Origin of the sequence: Enterococcus sp. DIV0167 (assembly GCF_050541555.1) — a bacterium.
GTDB lineage: Bacteria > Bacillota > Bacilli > Lactobacillales > Enterococcaceae > Enterococcus > Enterococcus faecalis.
This window is the reverse complement of the sequence record NZ_CP172933.1, coordinates 1,968,206-1,989,968: the sequence shown is the minus strand read 5'-3', so window position 1 is coordinate 1,989,968 and position 21,763 is coordinate 1,968,206. Positions and strand designations below refer to the sequence as shown.

Below are 21,763 nucleotides of genomic sequence, written 5' to 3'. Positions count from 1 at the left end.
GAGGGAATAAGATGAAAAAACGTACATTATGGTCAGTAATTACTGTAGCAGTAGCTGTCTTAATTTTAGGGGCTTGCGGCAATAAAAAGAGTGATGACTCGGTCTTGAAAGTTGGGGCTTCACCGGTTCCACATGCAGAGATTTTAGAACATGTAAAACCTTTATTAGAAAAAGAAGGCGTAAAACTAGAAGTGACGACTTATACAGATTACGTGCTACCTAACAAGGCGTTGGAAAGTGGTGATATCGATGCCAACTATTTCCAACATGTGCCGTTCTTTAATGAAGCGGTTAAAGAAAATGATTATGACTTTGTGAATGCAGGTGCGATTCATTTAGAACCAGTTGGGCTTTACTCGAAAAAATACAAATCGTTACAAGAAATTCCTGATGGTTCAACGATTTACGTTAGCTCTTCCGTTTCAGATTGGCCACGTGTTTTAACGATTTTAGAAGATGCTGGTTTAATCACGCTGAAAGAAGGGGTAGACCGGACAACTGCTACTTTCGATGATATTGATAAAAATACTAAAAAGTTGAAATTCAATCATGAAAGTGATCCAGCAATCATGACCACTCTTTATGACAATGAAGAAGGGGCTGCGGTTTTAATTAACTCAAACTTTGCCGTGGATCAAGGATTAAATCCGAAAAAAGATGCGATTGCTTTAGAAAAAGAAAGTTCACCTTATGCCAATATTATTGCGGTTCGTAAAGAAGACGAAAACAACGAAAATGTAAAAAAATTAGTCAAAGTGTTACGTAGCAAAGAAGTCCAAGATTGGATTACGAAAAAATGGAACGGTGCCATTGTTCCAGTCAATGAATAAAAAGAAAAAGACAATAGAATAAAAACTTGAGGTCGGGACAGGCGTGTTAAGCTTCAAGAAATAAGAAGAAAGTTCTGAAAGATGCTTTTTGTCTCTCAAGGACGTTCAGCTTATTTCCGAAGAAGCTGCTCCTGTCCCGTTGTTTATTTAAAATTTTAGGGCTAGGCAGATACATCATGTTGATTTACCTGCCAAGTCTAAGTTTTTTTCTTTTAAAAAAGGACCATAAATGATAAAGTTACAAGGAATTTCTTAATTATCAGGAAAATTCAGGGACTATGCATAGGCATTTGCATTAGTTATTGTTATAATAATTAAGATAGATTTTTTGGAATGGAGGGAAAAAGATGTTACGTTTTTTTCCGCAAAAAAATAAATATGTAGAAGAAGCAAGCCAGTACGCCTTTGATAAAGAAGGCCAAATTCCGCAGCACATTGCCATTATTATGGACGGAAATGGCCGGTGGGCACAGAATCGAAGACTGCCGAGAATTGCTGGACATAAAGAAGGCATGGATACGGTCAAAAAAATAACGAAGCATGCTAGTCATTTAGGTGTTAAAGTTTTAACACTTTATGCATTTTCAACGGAAAATTGGAAGAGACCAACAGATGAAGTCAATTTCTTAATGCAATTGCCTGTTGATTTTTTTGATACATTCGTGCCTGAATTAATTAAGGAAAATGTTAAAGTCAATGTAATGGGCTACCAAGAGTTTCTACCAAGCCATACGCAAGATGCTGTTAAGCGGGCCATTGAGCAAACCAAGGACAATACGGGCATGGTTTTGAACTTTGCTTTAAATTATGGGGCGCGTGCGGAGCTACTAACTGCCATGAAACAGATTGCTGCAGAGGTTTCAGAAAAAACATATACGGCAGATGAGATTACAGAAGAAACGATCGCAGATCACTTGATGACTGGCTTTTTACCCACGGAACTTCGTGATCCAGAATTGTTGATTCGAACAAGTGGGGAAGAGAGAATTAGTAATTTCTTGCTATGGCAAATTGCTTATAGCGAGTTGTTTTTTACAAAAGCATTATGGCCTGATTTTTCAGGGGACACTTTAGAAACCGCGATTGCTTCTTTCCAAAATCGTAATCGTCGTTTTGGAGGTCTAAAAGAAACTACAGAAACAGAAGGGAGCGATCCGCAGTGAGACAACGTGTCATCACAGCTATCGTCGCATTAATCATCTTTATTCCAATTATCTGGTATGGTGGTTTTGCAATTGAGATTGCCGCTGTTGCTTTGGCAGTAGTCGGCGTGTACGAGTTATTCCGTATGAAAGGATTAACGTTATTAAGTTTTGAAGGTATTTTATCAGCATTAGGGGCCGTTTTTTTAGTTATCCCAACAATTAAATGGTTAAACTTTTTGCCGGAAATGCAAACAAATTTCATTTTATTTTATGTCACTGTAATGTTGTTGTTAGGTGCTTCGGTAATTTCTAAAAATACATATACGATTGAAGAAGCTGGCTTTCCAGTTATTGTCAGTTTATATGTAGGGATGGGGTTCCAGAACTTTATTAGTGCCCGTTCCGCAGGTTTTGAAGTCTTGTTATTTGCTTTATTCATTGTCTGGGCAACGGATATTGGTGCATATCTATTTGGACGCCGATTTGGTCGTCATAAATTGATGCCAGATGTTTCACCCAACAAGACAATAGAAGGTGCACTTGGTGGTATTTTATCAGCCGTCGTTGTAGCAGCGTTGTTTTTAGTTTTCACAGCTAATAAAGGGCTATTTCCTTATCCGATGCCGGTGATGCTTGTATTGACGGTTCTATTTTCTATAGTAGGTCAATTCGGTGATTTGGTTGAATCTTCTATCAAACGTCATTATGGCGTGAAAGACTCTGGTAACATCTTGCCAGGACATGGTGGTATTTTAGATCGTTTTGATAGTTTATTATTTGTTTTCCCAATTATGCACTTATGTGGATTATTTTAAATTGATTAACAAAATTTAAAAAAGTATCGTCAAATAAGCAAAAATCCAGAAGAGAGACTCTTCTGGATTTTTGCTGTTTATTGGGTTAGTTTAGGTACCTTGTGAGTTATTTAGTTTATAAGAGTAATTGTATAAAGATGGCTAAAGTTTCTAAAAAATTAAATAGGTGATTGGATGTTAAATATCTGAACATTCCAGTGTTATTCGATTGTTAAAAATTAAATTATAACAATCGAATAACACTGGAATGTTTATTTCAATAAAGCCATTGACGTTTAGCATAGATAAATTTATACTTAAAAGAAGAAAAGCAAAATAATGTATTTTATAAGCTTGTTCAATCGTGGTGAGAGTTATTCATAAATTTAAACAAGTAAAGAGAAGATAATTTAGAGATTTGTGAACGCGTTCTTCATACAAGGTTATAGATTAGGATTATATTTTTGATAATCTAATGTAAAGGATTAATTCAATGAAAAAATTTTTAGAGAATAGTATACATCAAGCCATAAAAGCTTGTTTTTTCTTTTTAGGTAAACTACCTAAAAAGAAGTTATTTATTTTTGAAAGTTTTCATGGAAAACAGTATAGTGATAATCCACGTGCAATTTTTGAGTACATAAGAGATAACTGTCCTGAATATCAATGTATTTGGGCAGTCAAAAAAGGATATGAGATGCCTTTTGTGGAAGAGAATGTTCCTTTCGTCAAACGATTAAGTTGGAGATGGCTATGGTTGATGCCAAGAGCTCAGTATTGGGTTTTTAACACGCGGATGCCAGCTTGGATGTATAAGAATCAAACAACAATCTATATACAGACGTGGCATGGGACCCCTCTAAAGAAACTGGGCTTAGATATTGAAACAGTCAAAATGCCAGACCATGAAACAGAGAGCTATAAACTAGAAGTCATTCAAGAAGCAAAGCGTTGGGATTATCTCATCTCACCTAATGCATATAGTACGAGAGTATTTCGACAGGCCTTTCATTATGGAGGGGAAATATTAGAAGTAGGATATCCGCGAAATGATTTGTTAGTTTGTGAAAATAAGGACAAAATAGCTTTTTCTGTTCGCAATCAGTTAGGCCTTTCAGTCAATCAAAAAATTATTCTTTATGCCCCCACGTGGCGTGATGATGAGTCTATTCGAAAAGGAGCCTATCGTTTTACCAACCATTTGCCAGTTGAACAACTTTTAGCAATTGATTCTTCTGTTGTTATACTTACACGACTACATTATTTAATTGCAGAAAGTTTTGATATAAGTGCATTTGGTTCACGTGTAATCGATGTTTCTTCTTATCCAGATATCAATCAACTTTATTTAATCGCTGACTTATTAATTACAGATTATTCATCGGTTATGTTTGATTTTGCATTAACAAAAAAACCGATGCTATTTTTTATGTATGATAAGGAAAAGTATCAAAATAGTACAAGGGGATTCTATTTTGACCCAACAGCAATTTTGCCTGGGAAAATTGTGACAGATACGGATAGCCTAGTAACGTCTGTAAAAAACGTATTGTTTTCTAAAACGGAACAGGAACAACGTTTATATGTGCAGTTTTTTCGTGAATTTTGCCTTGAAAATCAGGATGCCACTAGACAGCTGATTTCAGAAATTTTAAAGAGATAAAAAGCCGGAGGGTGTAGGTTGGAAAAACAAAAAGAAGTCCAAAAAGAATATGAAGAGTATCAATATATGTTAGATACTGAAACGTGGAAAAAGGAGTTAAGTCAATTTAAGCTGTCCTCTTCAGAAAAAATATCAAAAAATCCTAAAGTCTCAATCATTATTGCTAATTATAATAATGCACCATATCTTAAAAAGATGATGGATTCTCTTGTTCAACAAACCATTGGGATCGAGCAATTGCAAGTGATGTTTATTGATGATTGTTCCACAGATCATTCGTTAAAAGTAATAGAGCCATATCTTGAAAGATATCCGAATATTGAAATTTATCAGCTACTTGAAAACACTGGAGGTGCTCACGGCCCAAGAAACGTAGGAATTGTAAATGCACGTGGTGAGTATAGTGTCTTCTTAGATGCAGATGATTGGTATGATTTAAATGCATTGAAATATTTATCAGACCTACTAGATGACTCTCACGATGATTTTGCTGTTTCTGGTCTAATACAGAGTACGGATGGCCACTTAATGTTAAAAAGTAAGCCGTATTATGTGGATGGGTCATTTAAAAATCGGTCTATCCAAGAATTGCCAGCTGAATTTTATGGTTGGTTAGGACCGCAAGCTATCATGTTAAGAACTTCACTGATACACAATAATAATTTACACTTTGTTAATCAACGGGTGGCTGATGATGTGCTGTTCTTTTATGAAGCCATGCGATTTTCAAAAACCATTACACAAGGGGAAAGGTTAACGACTTATTTAAATCGAGATGCAGATAATGAAAGTTTAAGCAAATCAATTAATCGGACATTTATGCTTTCTTGGTTGCGTGCGTTAAGTTATATCAATCAACAGTTTCCAGATGATTTGTCTAAAGAGCGGATGTTAGCCCGCCGTTTAGAATGGCTAATTTATGACTTTTGTATTCGGAGGGATACTGGGTATCCATTCAGTAAAAAGCGATTACAAGACTTTAAAGTACAGATGGATCTGTATTTAGGCGAATTAAATTTTGATCCTAGCCCGTATTTTAGAAGTGATGTGCGCCAAATTATTTGGACATTTTTACAAACTAACGATATTGATGGTTTGTATTGGTTTATTCAATGTCAGTCCATTCGTTGGGTGTTAGTCAATCGCTTTGGTTATGTTTCAAAAACAGAGAGAAGTTATTATTATCCCAGATTATTGAAACGATTCCCAGCAGTTCGCATGAATGCTTATGCAGAAGCAACGCAACGTGAAGGCAATACGCTTTCTTTAAATGTGTATACACACCAAAAAATTACAGGATTTGAAATAAAAGAGCTGAAAAATCCTTTTGAAACAAGACAGAGGCTGGCGTTTAAAAAAATTAGTGAAACTAGTTACCAGGTGGAGTTGCCAGAAAAATTTTCAAATAAAGAAAGTAGATTTACGATAGTTTTTGATAATTATTTAGAAATTGGGGTTAAAGATTTTAGTAAGTTTTTTGCTTAAATTTTGTCCGTTTAAATCAGGATATTTTGAGTATACAACTATAAATGATAAGTGAGGGAAATTTGTTTTATGGAAAATGTGAAAGTGTCAGTCATTGTACCCGTCTATAACGTAGAAACCTATTTAGAAGAGGCATTAATGAGTTTGAAAGATCAAACATTAAAAGAAATTGAATTTTTAATTATTAATGATGGCTCTACTGATAATAGTCAAAAAATTATTGAAGAAATTGCACAAGACGATCCACGTTTTCGCGTTTTCAATGTTAAAAATGGGGGAATTGGAAAAGCCTTTAACTTGGGTGTTTCAGAAGCAAAAGGTGAGTATATTGCTGAATTTGAAAGTGACGATTATGTAGCGTTGCATGCCTATGAGCGTTTATACAATACGGCTAAAAGTCATCATGCAGATGTTGTCCGTTGTAACTGGGTTGAATTTTCTTCGGAAGAAGAGGTTGAGCGAGATATATTATGGCAATATCCCGATAAATACAATCAATTGATTGACTTAAAAACGACGGATTTAATTGTACAAGTTTATCCATGGAATGCCATTTATAAAAAAAGTATGATTGAGAAAGAAAACGTAACTTGGGATGAGGAAATTAAAAGTTATGGGGACACTGGTCTATTTTGGAAAATCAATTCAGCATCTCAGAATGTTATTTTTATTAAAGATTGTTTGTATTTTTATAGACAAGACAACCCGAATTCGACAGTAAATAATGTGGCAACAAAGGTTCCTTTCTTGTTTCAACAATTTAAACTAATTCGTTCAAATTTAATTGAACAAAATAAATTTGAACGTTACAAAGGTTATTTTTATAAGCAAATGTTCGAAAAATACTTTTGGGCGATTGAAAAATTAACCCATTTACGTGACGAGTCGGTTTATGAAGTGATTCAAGAAGTGGCAGTAGATTTTAAACAAGCTATAGAAATAGACCAGCTGAATGATATCGATTTTGAATATATCAAACAATTTTATCAAATTTCGAATGATCCAGTAGCTTATTATGAGGACTACTTGAAAAATCTGTATAAAGTTAGTGTTGTCATGCCGATTCACAATGCATCCAAATATTTAAGACAAACATTAGAAACTGTTTGTGGGCAGTCTTTACGTGAAATTGAAATCATTTTGGTAGAGAACGGTTCTACGGATAATACTATGGATATCATTAACGAATTTGCAGTAAAAGATCCGAGAATTATGGGGATTTCTATTGGCAAAAGTAATCCTGGACATGCAAGAAATGTGGGCATTTCGATGGCACGAGGCCGGTATTTACAATTTCTAGATGCAGATGATCATTTTGAAGTGAATTTATTACAAGACGCTTATTATCGTGCATATGATAGTGCAACAGATATTCTTTTATTTGGTATGAAAGAAAAATTGCCAAATGGAGAAGTGCACGTGGTTCACAATCCATTACTAACTAATGGCGGACGTATGTCTGGTGAAGAAATTTCATTGGATGAAGTAACTCCTTATTTATATGACAAATTATTTTTATTAGAATACATCAAAGAAAATAACTTGGTAAACTTAGAACAATTTGTTGGTGAAGACGCTTATTTCACTTATACAGCATTATTAGGTACCGAAAAAATTGTTGCGCTAAACAAATATTTGCTGACTCGAATTGTTAGACAAGATGGTTTGATGTCTACGTACGGAATGAATTATCGTGATGAGTTCAATTTACATGACAAAATGTTGGAGTACTTAAAACAACATGCTCCAAATCGGATTGAAGCATATCGTTTAAAAATTATTAATACATTAAACTGGTTTATTTTTGATATGAATCGTGTTGATCAAGCATTTAAAGAACGTTTCTATCAAGAATTAAAAGAGAAATATATCCAACAATTAGGGCTAGACTTAGTGAAAAAAGAAAAATATTCTAATGACCCAGAACAAGTAGAACGTATCACTCGAATCCAAAATATTTTACAATACAATTTAGAAATATATCAAAATATTTATAAAGATTTTGGGATGAAAAAAACCTTCATTATCCCGAATGTTCATATTCAAGAGCGTGGAGGTAAAGTAATTTTTGGACAAGAGAAAACCCAGGGGAATGGGACGGCAATTGAAATGTTTTCAATTATTATTGCAGATAACGATACAAGCAATGCCAGCGGAGTGATTGATTTCGTTTATATGGGTGACAATACAAAAATAATTCATGATAGTTTATTAGTATCTTTATTAATTAAAAAAGAAGGTACTACTTTAAAATCGATTGTTTTACAAGCCGAGTGGGAAAAAGGCTATACCTTACTACAAGAAAATATGTATTATACTTTCGTAGACAATGTTTTTACAATTTGGGCGGGCTATACTCAAAAATATGCAGCATTTGATTACAATGTTCGAATTTTGACTTCTCGAGAAGGGGAAACGCATTTCAGTGTCGTTCGACAAAACCAAGGCTATATCCAAGATACAATGACAAGCATCAGTAACGAATTAACACCTATCAATAAAATTGAAGGAAATGAACCTACAACAATTAAAAAAGCTGTATCAAAAAGTCTTAAAAAAGCAAAAGGGTTGTTGAAATAGAAAGATTTTAAAGGAGATTAAAAATGAACGATTTATGGAATTTTTTAGATAATCATCCTGAAGAGAAAGAATTGATAAAGGTAAAAGCATTACAAGGTTATACAGTTGATGGAATTTTAAATGATCAACTTAATTTTGTTGCTCTAGATACTTTGTCTATTGGTCTGGAAAAATTTGGAAATATTCATTATAGTATCCAAATCCCAGAATTTAATGAATTACTAAGTAAGAAGATGGTAGTACTTTTTGTTCCTGCGGATGGAGTGGGACACTCTGGCGCCAAAGAAAGATATTTTGGATTGAGACAATGGAATACCCTGTCTCAATCTGTTCGAAAAAATACCATCATTCTTAGAATAGCTGATGTTGGCTTTGTGTCAGGATCCTATTACACATTATTTGAGCAAGAAATTTTGGATTTAATTGAAGCAAAGAAAACAGAATTTGGACTGAAGCATCAAGATATAATCTTCTATGGAAATTCTAGAGGCGGAACGGGAGCGTTATTATTAGGTATTACAGGTAATTACAAAACAGTTAGTGTAGATCCAGTAATTGATCGAGAGCCTTGGGTAAACAGCGCGGATGGTAGAATAGATCGTCAGTTAATGTTTGATTTCGTAGAAATGGATTTTTCAAACCGAATAAAAGATAAGATGGAACAGTCAAACTATGAATTAGAAAACATTACGGTGATTGCTTCTGAAGCAAATAAAAAAATGTATGAGAAAATTTACCCCTTATCTAATGGTTTTACCTTGAAAAAATTAGAATTAATGATTGATTCTGAAAATACAATTGGTATACACGGCCTTACGATAATGGAAAGTATTCATTTACAATTAGCGTTAATAAATAATTATTTATTTGATTAAGTAACAGAGAAAGTAGGAGCGGAAAAATGAAAAAAGCAGCAATTATGGGCTGGTGGTATAACCAAAATTATGGATCAATCTTAACATACTATGCTCTAAACAAATATGTACAGAATAAAGGGTACGAGACGGTTATGATTGATGGACCACTAGGTTATAAAAACAGAAGTAACTTTCGAGCATGGATGCCTTTAGCGTATAATTTTTTTAAGAAAAATAATATGCCCTATACCGAGCAATTAACAAAAGAAACGTTACCGACATTGAATGATTTAGAAAATCTAGATACCTTTATTTTAGGTTCTGATCAGATGTGGAATCCGTGGAATGGTTGGGTAGACGATGATGATTTCTTAGATTTTGTTTATCCTCGTAATAAAACAATTGCTTATTCTGTTTCATTAGGAAAAGCAGATACAAGTAAATATGATCCCAAATGGGTTGCAAACCGCAAAAAAGATATTACACAGTTTAATCATGTTTCTATGAGAGAAGATTTTTCTGTACAAATTATGAAGGATATTTTTCAAGAAGAAGTTATTCAGGCTTTGGATCCAACCTATCTTGTTGAAAGAAGTGAATATGATTCTTTAGCTGATCAAGCTACGTTTAAACGACAAGAATCAGGAGATTATATGGCTGTCTTTTTCTTGGATATTAACAAGGAAAAAGTTCGTGTAGCACTAGCGATCGCAGAAAAATTGGGACTGAAATTAGTGGTCTTGCCTAATCCTTTAAAAGGACGTGAACTAGCGAAAAAAACATTCCCTAATACAGTAGAATATGTTTCTGAAGATACACCAGAAAATTTCTTAGCTGTTTATCGAGAAGCAAAATATATTATTACTGATTCGTTTCATGGCACTGTTTTTGCGACTATTTTCCAAAAACCGTTTTCAATTTTTTATAATGAACAACGTGGAATTGATCGCTTTAACAGCTTGATGAACCTATTTGAGCTTGGCGAAACTAGACGTGTCTATGAGCAAAATACAAAACAAGAAATTGAAGAAAATAAAAACATTAGTTTAGCACTTGACTATCAAAAGACCGCTGGAAAGATTGCCAGGGAAAAAGAGATTTCAGATAAGTGGTTAACCGATGCGTTGACAAGTAAATTTAGCCCAGATGAAGACGAAGTATATGATGAATTTAGACGATATATTATCAATAAACCTTTGGATTTTTATCGAGCTAAAACAACTGTTCCGATTTCCGCAGCAATTGTTTTATCGCCAAATGGTACGATAAAAAATTCTAACCCTAATGAAAGCTTTTGGAAGCTAACAGATAAAGAACTAATTTTTATGAATAATCATCGTGAAGTCACTACAAGATTTAATCGTGAAAAGTTTAAGGGAAAGGAAACGTTCAGTCCTTTTAGAATCGTCGGTAAATATGTGAAAGATGAAAAAATCGAACATGTCATGTATTTGCATCCGATACAAAAACCTAAGCCTAAACCGAAACAAGGCACAGAAAAAAAAGCATTAGCAATTCCAGAGAATCTTTTAACAAGAAAACAATTAATTATGAAAATTGTGCAAAATGAGAGAATTCGTTCGTGGAAACAGGATCTTTTAGAAGAATTACCAGATTTAGAGTTATTTGTAGGTCGTGAATTAAAAGAATATGCTTCGAATTTTGTTGGTGGTCCAGCAGACCTTTTAATTTTTCCAAAAACGATAGAAGAAGTTGCTTTAATTGTAAAATATGCTAAAAATAATCAGATTCCTTTAACTGTTATCGGTAAAGGTTCAAATATTTTAGTCCGTGATGGTGGTATCCGTGGGATTACTTTAAATATGACTGCCTTGAATTATCGTAAAATTACGGGGAATGTTTTAACAGTTTCGGCAGGTGCAAGTTTAATTGAAACATCTTATTATCTACTAGAACACTTGAAATGCGGTTTAGAATGGGCAGATAATATTCCAGGAACCATTGGTGGCGCAGTTTATATGAATGCTGGGACAGTTAAGGATATTAATAGTATGTTTCTTGAAGCTACGATTGTAGATGAAAATGGAGAAATTAAAGTTTTAAATAAAGAAGATGTTCAATTTAGTCATCGCTATAGTTCATTTATGGATCATCCTGAGTGGATTATTCTAGAAACTAAATTACAGATTTCAGAAGGTAATTTAGAAAACATGGTAAATGACATGGTAGGAACTGTCGAAATTAGAGAAAGGATGCACCCACTAACACATCCAAATCATGGATCAACTTTTACTTGGGGACGGGCGCCTCGATTAATTCAACAAGCTGGCTTAGTTGGTACTAGAATTGGCGGAGTAAAAGTATCTGAAAAACATCCAGGTTTCTTTATCAATGTTGAACAAGCCTCTGCTCAAGACTATGAAGCATTAATTTATTTAATTATTGCAAAAGTTTATGAATTTTCTGGATTTTTATTAAAACCAGAAGTGAGAATTTTAGGTGCAAATATGTGGGAAGCAAGTTTAACTTTTAAATAAACAGAGGAGTGTGTGACATGAAGAAAATAATCACGATAATTGTGTCTTTAGCAATTGGTATCGGTTGTGGTTTTTGGTCAGGATATTACATCGGTAAAAAATATTCGGAAAACCAAGAGACAACTATTTCCAAAAGTACTAACTCAGAACAACCTTTGATTGTAAATGGAGAGTATCAAGTAACAGCTAATTGGGATTGGAAAACATTAGTTGTTAAAGATAATGTGTGGACATTGGATGGCAAACGTATTTATGATGTTTCGACTACAAATGATAATATTGTGATTTTAAAGGGAAAAAATTTGAAATCACTTGTAGTTTATAAAATAGAAAAAGATAACGAAAAAATCAACTTATATTCTTACACAAAAGAAGGCGTTGGAAAAAAAGTATTGGCTACTCTAGTGAAGAAATAAATAATGCATTTGGTGTTTGAAATAAATTGAAAGTAACTTTGTTAGGAGAAGTTAGTAAATGAAATACAATACGAAAAATTATGACTATTTAATTGTTGGTTCGGGACCTTTTGGGGCAACGTTTGCTTGTGAAGCAGCTAAACGAGGGAAAAAAGTATTAGTTATTGAGAAACGTGCTCATATTGGTGGCAATATGTATACACATAAAGAAAATGGGATTAATGTCCATGACTATGGTGCCCATATTTTTCATACTGACAATAAAGAAGTATGGTCTTATGTCAATCAATTGACGGAATTCAATGGCTACATCAATCAAGTAGTTGCTAATTACAAAGGGGAGCTCTACAACCTACCATTCAATATGAATACGTTCTACCAAATGTGGGGGGTAAAAACACCAGCTGAAGCACAAGCAAAAATTTCAGAACAGCGGGAGGCAGCTGGAATTAAAGGAGCTCCAAAAAATTTAGAAGAACAAGCGATTCGTTTGATAGGAACAGACATCTATGAAAAATTAATTAAAGGCTATACAGAAAAACAGTGGGGACGTAAGGCTACGGAATTACCAAGTTTTATTATTCGCCGTTTGCCAACTCGTTTTACTTTTGATAATAATTACTTTAACCATCGCTATCAAGGCGTACCTGTCGACGGTTACACAGCTATGTTTGATAAATTGTTAGAGAGTGAATTAATTGATATTCAATTGAATAAAGACTTTTTGGCAGAGAAAGAAACTTACTTATCAGAGTTTCCAAAAATTGTTTATACAGGGATGATTGATGCATTCTTTGATTATTCTTATGGCGAATTAGAATATCGTTCAGTACGTTTTGAAAATGAAACAGTAGATTCAAACAATGCACAAGGCAATGCCGTAATTAATTACACAGATGCGGAAACCCCCTATACACGGATAATGGAATGGCGACATTTTGATCAACAGGCCGATGAAAACAAAACGATTTTGACGAAAGAATACCCACAAGATTGGGATCGTTCAAAAGAAGCCTATTATCCTGTTAATGATGAGAAAAATTCACTTTTGTTTAGAAAATACAAAGAAAAAGCAAACGCTCAAGAAAAAGTTATTTTTGGTGGACGTTTAGCCAATTATCAATACTATGATATGGACCAAGTTTTCGGAGCAGCTTTGAAAGCAGTCGCTAAAGAATTTGGTGAAATGGCCAACTAGTGAACGGTTAGACTCGGAGGAACAAATGGAAAAAGAACTGAAAGTTAGAACAAAATTACTTACCAAAGAATACAGTTTAGCGCAAACACGTATTGACAAATTGAAGACACTTTTTAGTATTTTTCAAAACAAAGTTCCCACATTTTGGGCGTTAAAAGGTGTTAGCCTCGACGTATATTCTGGAGAAACAATTGGTATTATTGGTTTAAATGGTTCAGGCAAATCCACTTTATCAAACATTATTTCAGGCATCACTCCTCAAACGTCAGGAGAACTTGAAATAAATGGTGAAGTTTCAATTATTTCGATTGGTGCAGGACTAAATAATAATTTAACAGGACGAGAAAACATTCGAATGAAATGTTTAATGTTGGGGGAAAAGAATAAAGAAATTGATGCCAAAATCGATGATATTATTGAATTCTCAGAATTAGGCGTTTTTATCGACCAGCCTGTTAAAACTTATTCTAGCGGTATGCGTGCTAAGCTTGGTTTTTCAATTGCGGTTCATCAAAATCCAGATATTTTAGTAATCGATGAAGCGTTATCTGTAGGAGATCAAACCTTCTATAATAAAGGCTTAAAAAAAATGCTTGCATTTAAAGAGCAAGGCAAAACTATCTTTTTCGTCTCTCATTCTATTCAACAAGTAGAGCAAATTTGTGATCGTGTCGCTTGGATGCATTATGGTGACCTACGTGCATTTGGTGAAACTAAGCATATTTTAAAGGAATATCGTGCTTTCTTGCACCGTTATAATCATTTCACTGAACCGCAAAAAGAATCGTATCAGAGAGATGGCAAGGCCAAACAGAGAAATTTTTCTTTGGAACAACTTCAAGAAACAATTCTTGAAAAAGCCAATCAACAAGTAGGCAGTCGCCGGACGACTAAAGAAGTCATAAAATTTACTACTAAAAATAAAATTGGAGATAAAATGACTCTTGGTACGAAGAGCTTGTTAATTTTGCTACTTTGTATGATTTTTTATGTAAGTCTTACCTTTGTAAAAGGTATTTCATTAACAACAGCTTTTATTCATCCAGCAGAAACAATTCAACGTATATTTGTTCCTGAGAAAGTAGCAGGTAAGGATTCAAGCGCTGTGAAAACGTCTAAAACTAAACCAACTTCAACAAAAGAATCTATCCAGCAGGAGGAAGTACAGTCTAGTTCAACGAACGTACCAGAAAATAATAATAGTGAACAAGCTGTGTCGACATATACAGTGGAAGTTGGAGATTCAGTCAGTTTGATTGCTGAAAATCACGGACTCACTATAGAACAACTTCAAACTTTGAACCCAGAAATCATTGAGGTACCTATTTATCCTGGACAAGTGTTGAAATTGAAAGAGGTGACTGAATAATGCGCGAGGTAAAATTAATTTTAGCTGAACAGTTTTCATACTTAGGCGTTGCACAACGAATTGCTAAATACAGTAATAAAGCATTATATCAAAGCCACATCTTAGGAAATTTATGGCAAATTTTAAGTCCTTTAATTCAGTTAGGTGTCTATTATTTTGCTTTTGGGATTGCCCTTGGTGGTGCTCGAACCGTAAAAGGAGGAGTATCCTATATCGCTTGGTTGATGATAGGATTAAGTACATGGATTTTTTTAAGTACAGTAACGAAACAAGCTTCTAGTTCTGTTTATATGCAAGTTGGCATGGTCTCTAGAATGAAGTTTCCAATAAGTATTTTGCCAATGGTTAAAATATTTTCTGAGTTACCAAGTTATTTTGCATTCACTACGTTAGCAGCAATTGTCTCAATCTCGACAGGCGAAAAGATTTCTATTTATTGGATTCAGCTACCTTACTATATTGTAGCGATGATTATCTTTTTATATAGTTTTAGTCTAATTAATTCAACGATTGCTGCATTAATTAGGGATTATCAAATTTTCTTGAATTCTATTATCCAAGTATTAATGTATATGTCAGGGGTCTTTTGGGATTTGAGTACAAAGAATTTACCGTCTTGGTTATCAAAAATTCTTATGTTGAATCCTTACGCATATATTATTAATGGATTTCGAGATACATTTTTCTATAAAAGATGGTTTTTTGAAGATAAGCCCCAGCTTATTGTTTTTTGGCTAACAACATTAGTAATATTTATCGTAGGGGCTCATTTACATGTTAAGTTCAGAAGCAAATTTGTTGATTATATGTAATATATGAAGAAGTAAAACCACCGTATACTGACAAGAATACGGTGGTTTTACTCTTTAATTGACAATAGCCTTCTCTTTAAAGAGAAGGCTATCTAACGAATCAATATTATTATTTTAAAGTTGGATCAGACTATTTCTAGTATTCAAGTATTTTTCATTTAAGCGATGTATTCCCTACCTCTAATACATCCTTGTGTCTCTCTAGACACGCCAGTTTTGAATAAAATCATCAAAACAATTGAATGGTTCGTTTAAAAATATTTTTCGTGTTCTAATTATTATAACATAAAACTCGTCAACTGACCACTAGCTGACGAGTTCATAATTTTTCCAGATAAATAGACAGCCGTTTTCCGCCGACTGTCTAAGATTAAGATAGATTTGTAAAGAAGTGAATAAATGCTTCCTACCCTCTCTTTATAACATGAGGAAAAGAAAACTGCAAAAGATAGCTGTGTTTTTTGAAAAAAAGATCAGCTGGTTTCCGCCAGCTGATCATCCGTTGAAAAGAGATATAAAGAAGTGAATAAAGCTTGCTTTACCTCTATTTTATACCATGTTTTGATTCAAATAACTATTCAGTATTAGTTATACTTAAATAATAAATATGTATACGGATGTATTATTTTGAGGTATAGTCATAGAGAAAAGAGGGAACGTTTATGAAAAAATTTTGTTTAAGTTATAGCTCTGGTAAAGATTGTTTATTGGCGATGGATCGATTGGTACAAGCAGGAAATCAGCCAGTTGCGTTAGTGACAACATTAAGTGATGAAATTAATCGTTCTTGGTTTCACGGGATACCAATCTCCGTCTTAGAATCAGCAGCCGAAGCGTTAGATTTACCACTTGTTATATCACATAACAACGAAACAAATTACACAGAAAAAGTGGTTGAGGCACTGCATGAAACTAAAAAATTGGGTGCAGAAACGGTTTGTTTTGGCGATATAGATATTGAACAAAATGGTGCTTGGGATCGCCAAGTTGCATTAAGTGCTGGGCTTGAGCCACAATTACCTCTTTGGCAGGAGAATCGCGAAGCACTTGTCAAAGAATTCTTGGCAAAAGGGTACACAGCAATTATCAAAACGGTCAGCAAAGAGGCAGGTATTCCAATAAAATTTTTAGGAGAACCGTTAAATGAAACATTTATCACGTACCTTAAAGAGCATCAATTAGATATTTGCGGAGAAAACGGGGAGTACCATACGTTGGTAATTGACGGCCCGCTATTTAAAAAGAGGCTCAATTATTATACTTCAGGAATTTATGAAAGTCCTTATGCTTATTCTTTGATTATTGATGCTTAAATGAAAGTAAAAGGACACAAGCTGCCACTTTTTCTAGCGATATGCTATAATTGACTTAAGAAAAGTAGAGAAAGTGAGTGGTTAATTATGGAAGAAACTGTCTTTTTTAATTTAGGAAATGCCCTTGCTTCAAAAAGAGATCAAAAAGAATTAATTAAAGAAGCCCAAATTGCGAAAGATACTCGAAAGATTCCAGGAAAACTGATTATCGTTGAAGATGAAGAAAATGGTACCCATATTTTATTTGAATTAGCTGATCAAACAGAACCGTCTGCTGAAACAAAAGAATTCAAAGTAAAAAAAGTGATTGATTAAAAAAAAGCAACGAATTTTTCTAAATTCGTTGCTTTTTTATATTTTTTTACACAAATGATACAAAAAGAATATCAAAATCAAATAAATGATTAGTATACTTGAAGAAACAAATAGGAAGCAAAGCAAACGTTTTGAGGTGTTCTTTCATGGAAAAACGAGGAATTTTATTTGATAAAGATGGTACGTGTATTCGTTTTGATACTCTTTGGCAAGCAGGTTTGCAAGCTTGTTTTGAAACACTAAGTATGTTAGCCCCTCATCATTCAGCAGAAATAAAAAAGATATTAGCTATTCAGGAGCAACGTTTTTTGCAAAAACATTTACTTGATGAAGTCCTTTATCAGGAACTTTATCAGGAATTGGCGCAATTTGAGGAATTAGTCGAACAGGGAATCAGCAGTCGATGGCTGGAGCAATTTTTTTATGATTATTTACGAAAAAATCTGAAAAAGATTGAACCAATTGGTGATTTAAAACAGTTATTTCTTGAGCTAAAACGGAAGAACTATAAAATTGGACTAGCAACTTCAGATACTTTGCCAGCGACTATGTTGATTATGGAATATCTTGGTTTAACAGAAATGTTTGATTTTATTGCGACAGGAGATCGTTACTTACCGAAACCAGATGCGGACATGCTCCAAGCCTTTTGTCAGTCATGTCAATTGAAGTCGACAGAAGTAATTATGGTGGGGGATTCGCTCGTGGATGTTTTCATGGGAACTTGTCATGGCAAAGCAGGAATTGGTGTTTTAACAGGCAACTGCCAGTCAACTGATTTTGAAAAGTTTGAAGTAGCCTATTTCCGTGATATCCATGAAATACCTTATCAAGAATTATGGGAAAATACCAAGAAGAAAAAAATCCTGAAAAGATGACGAGTCTTTTCAGGATTTTTTTATTAATCTAATTGAAGCAATTGCCGTTTCTTTTGTTGAAATTCTTCTTCTGTTAGAACTCCTTCATCAACTAACAGTTTTAAATTTCTTAACTCAGCCATTACGTCTTCAATAGCGCTAGATGAGTTTTTTTGTGAATCAGATAGCTTTGGTTCAATCGGTTGGTTTTCATCACTCTTTATAGGAGTTGGTATTTCTGTGAAAAATCTAAAAACTTCGACCGCCGCCACCGAATGTGCCGCCGCCAGTTGAGTGGGTGGTGCTGCCACCACCGCCCATTCCGCCACTGCCGCCATTGTTTTTAGGAATACGACGCGTAGTGATGAAAGAGTTGGTTAACTGATCTGTACGGGAGGTTAAGTTTAAAGTTGTTTTTTCCCTAAAGGGATATTGATAACTTGAAAATTTTAATTGATATTTAGAAATATTAATGCCTAAGAAGACCAAACTGAGTATCAGAGCAGCAGCAAAAGCAATTACCATTTCCAGCGGGGTAATGACTTTATAACGAGTGATTTTACCTGTTGCGCTGTCCACACGATAGTGCCCCCCAGGAACCCCTTTATTAACAAATGCTTGAGTTTCCTGAACAAAGGTTTGAGCAGCCGCGAAATAATTTCCTTGACTCATCCCATCCATTACTTTATCTAAGGTGTCATTAATTCGTGCATCCGTCATATAATCAATCATGTTTCCAGAAGTAGAGATGTAGACTTTCCGTAAGTCCATATCAATGAGAAAAAGAATCGCATTTTGGTCCTTGCCAACTTTATTTAAAAGATAATGATCTGCATATTCTTGTTCATCGCCATAGGTATTATTATTTGTGGTCACAATAAAGACAGAGGCTTTTGTTTTTTCTTCTAAAGGTTGTATCTCTTGCTTTAGTTGGTTGATTTGATCAGGTGTCAGTAATTGTGCACCATCATCAATTGAATTTTCAGCCGCCGAAACGGGTAGGGCAAGGCCAAAGGTAAGAAGTATTAGGAAAAAAATAGGTAAAAGTCGTTTTTTCATAGGAAATAACCTCCTAATAAAAAGAGTGCTAAGAGTCCAGCGAAAATGCCTAACGTTGCTAGTCCTAAACGAGTGTAACTAATTGGAAGCACACCGCTTACTTTACCTGTTTGTCCATTCATGGCATAATAATAAACTTTTTTTGATTGTTCCTGACTGCGATAGGTGACTAACCAAATTGGCAAAAGCATATAGTGATTATTTTCTTGGTCTAGAGAAATATCCGTGCGAACATTTGTCAATGTAGTATAACCAGAAGCAGAGTCCCGTAACAATGATTCCGAATAATCTTGTAATTCTTGTTGGACGTGTTTTTTGATTGCTTCATATTCAATATCGCGTTTTTCTGCTTGAAAACCTGCTAGGTATTGGCTTTTGAAAGGCACTGCTTGATCAATTAAAAATGGTTGAACGCCTTCCACCATTTTTTGTTGGACGTTTTTTGACAAGGCATTTTTAACTAATTCTTTAAACGATAATTTTCCTGAACGTCCCACATTGAAACGTTTTGTTTCGGTGTATTCAATATCACCTACGCGCCAAATGCGAATACTTGTGCCAGTAGCTTGGAGTTGTCCATCGACTTCTGCATCAACGACCCAATAGGGGAAGTAAACCCCAGTTAATTTATCGATTTGATTTTTGCTGAAAAAATCTCGGGGAATGAACCATTTTTTCTTGGTCCAAGCGAGAAATTTTTCAATCGCTTCGTCTTTTTCAATTGTAAAGGGTAAGACGTTTTCTGGTAAAAATTCGCCACTTAATCGACCAGCCAAGACAACAGGATTATGGCAATAATAACAGTATGTGGCAGCCGTTGTTGCATCGGTGACAATTTGAGCGCCACAGCTTGGACAATTAAAAATTTCCATTGTGCCTGCATCTGCAGCTGCTTCATTCTCAGTGGTCTCTGTTTGTTGCGTAGCGGAGGATTCTTCTTCCGCCGTGAAAGTCAAATTTTCCTCGGCAGTCGTTGTTGAGGGATTCTCTAAATGCGCCTCATGTTGCTGTTGCTCATAACGAGTCACTTCTTCTTCCGTGTAAATATTTAAACAATATTCACAATGAAATTTTTGATCTTTGGGATTAAATAAGAGCGGGCCGCCACAGTTGGGGCATTTATGGGTAAATGTTGTTTCCATTGCAACCGTCCTTTCTAATAGAGTGAGTAAATAACAGGAATCTGATTCAAAGAAAAAGGGTAGACTTGTGCCTGACCCTTTTCTTTAATTGTTCACTACTTGCTTATAAAGGAACCCCTTGGAATGGTTTACCACAATGTGGACAGAACTTAGGAATACCATTACTTAAGTCAACAATTTCGCTACATTCACTACATTTCATTTCTAATTTTGGTTTCTCGTTTGTTGGTTTTGGTGTACCACAGTTTGAACAAAACTTCCCAGTGTTTTCAGTCCCACATTGTGGGCAAGTCCAAGTGTCTGTAGACCCTTGTGCGTTTTGCTGGTTTTGTTTTTCTTGCATTTGTTGTTGGTTTGTTTGAGACGCTTGCGCAAAGTAGTTGCCATTCGCATTCATGCCCATACCAACGCCCATAAAGCCGCTCATAGCGCCACCTTCATTTTTACCAGCAGCCTCCATACCACGAGCCAAGGAACCTTGAACATAGCCTTCGCGAACACCTGGATCGCTGAGCATAGCTCCTTCATTTCGCATGTTGATTAATTTTGTTGAATCATCTGTATAAGAAATGCTCGCAACTGCTACAGAAACAATTTCCATGCCGCGATTGGTGCGCCAATCCTCATCAAGTGCAGTTTGCATATATTTGCTTAATTCAACACTTTTTGAGGGAACATAAGAAATACGTTGCCCATCAGCAGACATTTGATTGATTGCTGCTTGCAATGCTGTAATGAACTCTGCCAAATATTGTTCATTAATATCATTAATATCTACTTGCGTTTGATTTTTAGGAATCGCATTAGTATAAAATAGTAAAGGATCTGTAATTTTAATTGAGTAATTTCCGTGTGCACGTAAGAAAAGTTCGGCATTATAAAAATTATCAAAATAGTTTAATGGCGCAGGTGTTCCAAATTTAATGCCTTTAATTTCTTGCAAGTTAATATAAAAAACTTGTTGTTTTTGTGGAGTTACGCCACCAAATTTGAAACGACTGAAGGTCTCTGCAATCGCATCTTTTAAAGAACCGTTAAACATTGAAGGCGCAGAATCATTTTTGACTGTATAATAGCCTTCTTCAGCAGTGTAATCGATGATTTTGCCCCCATCGACAAGAAGCATCATCATGTTGGGATAGACATGTACAACAGAACCATCTGTTAAAACATCGTCCGTTCCTTTACGATTAGAACCACGTTTATCATCTTTACGCACAAAAACACCTTTTGTCATGACGGTTGTGTCCCCCATATTATCAGGTTCAATAACCTCTAGCCATTGATCGGCCAAGCCACCGCCAACTGAACTTGTTGCTGCTTTAATAAGTCCCATGTTCATTCCTCCTAATAAAAAACTAATTGTTACAGCTAGTATACCACACAATGAATGCAGAGAAATCCAACGAAAGCCTGATGAAATGGAAAAA

The 21,763-nt window shown here is 34.7% G+C and carries 19 protein-coding genes; 15 read left to right on the top strand and 4 right to left on the bottom strand.

From position 1 onward, the window contains the following. The first annotated feature begins 11 nt into the window (after positions 1 to 11). From IGM09_RS09480 to IGM09_RS09410, 15 genes are all read left to right on the top strand, one after another. Positions 12 to 830, top strand: a complete 819-nt coding sequence (locus IGM09_RS09480) for a MetQ/NlpA family ABC transporter substrate-binding protein (protein WP_016616121.1) — start codon at positions 12 to 14, stop codon at positions 828 to 830. A gap of 347 nt (positions 831 to 1,177) precedes the next feature. Further along, complete coding sequence (locus IGM09_RS09475; RefSeq protein ID WP_002356646.1) at positions 1,178 to 1,993, top strand: isoprenyl transferase; 816 nt, start codon at positions 1,178 to 1,180, stop codon at positions 1,991 to 1,993. Beyond that, positions 1,990 to 2,790: a phosphatidate cytidylyltransferase gene (locus IGM09_RS09470; RefSeq protein ID WP_002397120.1), complete on the top strand. Its 801-nt coding sequence runs from the start codon at positions 1,990 to 1,992 to the stop codon at positions 2,788 to 2,790. The genes IGM09_RS09475 and IGM09_RS09470 overlap by 4 nt, the downstream gene beginning before the upstream one ends. Before the next feature lie 472 nt (positions 2,791 to 3,262). After that, positions 3,263 to 4,432, top strand: a complete 1,170-nt coding sequence (locus tag IGM09_RS09465) for a CDP-glycerol glycerophosphotransferase family protein (RefSeq protein WP_033625094.1) — start codon at positions 3,263 to 3,265, stop codon at positions 4,430 to 4,432. Between the two features lie 18 nt (positions 4,433 to 4,450). Next, positions 4,451 to 5,917 carry a glycosyltransferase family A protein gene (locus tag IGM09_RS09460; RefSeq protein WP_033625093.1) on the top strand — a complete coding sequence of 489 codons (1,467 nt, stop codon included), beginning with the start codon at positions 4,451 to 4,453 and terminating at the stop codon, positions 5,915 to 5,917. Between the two features lie 69 nt (positions 5,918 to 5,986). Beyond that, positions 5,987 to 8,497: a glycosyltransferase family 2 protein gene (locus tag IGM09_RS09455; RefSeq protein WP_010713188.1), complete on the top strand. Its 2,511-nt coding sequence runs from the start codon at positions 5,987 to 5,989 to the stop codon at positions 8,495 to 8,497. 23 nt (positions 8,498 to 8,520) lie between these two features. Next, the gene (gene cpsF, locus IGM09_RS09450) at positions 8,521 to 9,372 is read left to right on the top strand and encodes a casular polysaccharide biosynthesis protein CpsF (RefSeq protein ID WP_010713189.1); all 852 of its coding nucleotides are present in this window, start codon (positions 8,521 to 8,523) and stop codon (positions 9,370 to 9,372) included. A 26-nt stretch (positions 9,373 to 9,398) separates the two neighbouring features. Further along, positions 9,399 to 11,852, top strand: coding sequence for a UDP-N-acetylmuramate dehydrogenase (murB, locus tag IGM09_RS09445; protein WP_002378569.1), 2,454 nt, complete (start codon positions 9,399 to 9,401; stop codon positions 11,850 to 11,852). A gap of 17 nt (positions 11,853 to 11,869) precedes the next feature. Next, on the top strand, positions 11,870 to 12,268 hold the full coding sequence (gene cpsH / locus IGM09_RS09440) for a lipoprotein CpsH (protein WP_010776017.1): 399 nt from the start codon (positions 11,870 to 11,872) through the stop codon (positions 12,266 to 12,268). Positions 12,269 to 12,326: 58 nt separating this feature from the next. Further along, positions 12,327 to 13,466, top strand: coding sequence for a UDP-galactopyranose mutase (gene glf / locus IGM09_RS09435; protein WP_002359687.1), 1,140 nt, complete (start codon positions 12,327 to 12,329; stop codon positions 13,464 to 13,466). After that, the gene (locus tag IGM09_RS09430) at positions 13,450 to 14,835 is read left to right on the top strand and encodes an ATP-binding cassette domain-containing protein (RefSeq protein WP_025192006.1); all 1,386 of its coding nucleotides are present in this window, start codon (positions 13,450 to 13,452) and stop codon (positions 14,833 to 14,835) included. Before glf ends, IGM09_RS09430 begins: the two co-directional genes overlap by 17 nt. After that, positions 14,835 to 15,647, top strand: coding sequence for an ABC transporter permease (locus IGM09_RS09425; RefSeq protein WP_010713192.1), 813 nt, complete (start codon positions 14,835 to 14,837; stop codon positions 15,645 to 15,647). The genes IGM09_RS09430 and IGM09_RS09425 overlap by 1 nt, the downstream gene beginning before the upstream one ends. A 662-nt stretch (positions 15,648 to 16,309) precedes the next feature. Further along, on the top strand, positions 16,310 to 16,960 hold the full coding sequence (locus IGM09_RS09420; RefSeq protein ID WP_010823866.1) for a hypothetical protein: 651 nt from the start codon (positions 16,310 to 16,312) through the stop codon (positions 16,958 to 16,960). An 87-nt stretch (positions 16,961 to 17,047) separates the two neighbouring features. Continuing rightward, positions 17,048 to 17,275 carry a hypothetical protein gene (locus tag IGM09_RS09415; protein WP_002362220.1) on the top strand — a complete coding sequence of 76 codons (228 nt, stop codon included), beginning with the start codon at positions 17,048 to 17,050 and terminating at the stop codon, positions 17,273 to 17,275. A gap of 146 nt (positions 17,276 to 17,421) precedes the next feature. Continuing rightward, a complete protein-coding gene (locus IGM09_RS09410; RefSeq protein WP_016616761.1) occupies positions 17,422 to 18,153 on the top strand; it encodes an HAD family hydrolase in 732 nt (243 codons plus the stop codon). A 23-nt stretch (positions 18,154 to 18,176) separates the two neighbouring features. Here IGM09_RS09410 and IGM09_RS09405 read toward each other — a convergent pair whose 3' ends face one another. The 4 genes from IGM09_RS09405 to IGM09_RS09390 form a co-directional block, all read right to left on the bottom strand. Further along, a complete protein-coding gene (locus tag IGM09_RS09405) occupies positions 18,177 to 18,404 on the bottom strand; it encodes an SHOCT domain-containing protein (protein ID WP_016616760.1) in 228 nt (75 codons plus the stop codon). After that, positions 18,382 to 19,191: a TPM domain-containing protein gene (locus IGM09_RS09400; RefSeq protein WP_002362631.1), complete on the bottom strand. Its 810-nt coding sequence runs from the start codon at positions 19,189 to 19,191 to the stop codon at positions 18,382 to 18,384. The genes IGM09_RS09405 and IGM09_RS09400 overlap by 23 nt, the downstream gene beginning before the upstream one ends. Beyond that, positions 19,188 to 20,333: a hypothetical protein gene (locus tag IGM09_RS09395; protein ID WP_010776016.1), complete on the bottom strand. Its 1,146-nt coding sequence runs from the start codon at positions 20,331 to 20,333 to the stop codon at positions 19,188 to 19,190. The genes IGM09_RS09400 and IGM09_RS09395 overlap by 4 nt, the downstream gene beginning before the upstream one ends. 103 nt (positions 20,334 to 20,436) lie before the next feature. Continuing rightward, positions 20,437 to 21,669, bottom strand: a complete 1,233-nt coding sequence (locus IGM09_RS09390) for an SPFH domain-containing protein (RefSeq protein ID WP_002381543.1) — start codon at positions 21,667 to 21,669, stop codon at positions 20,437 to 20,439. Positions 21,670 to 21,763 lie beyond the last annotated feature (94 nt).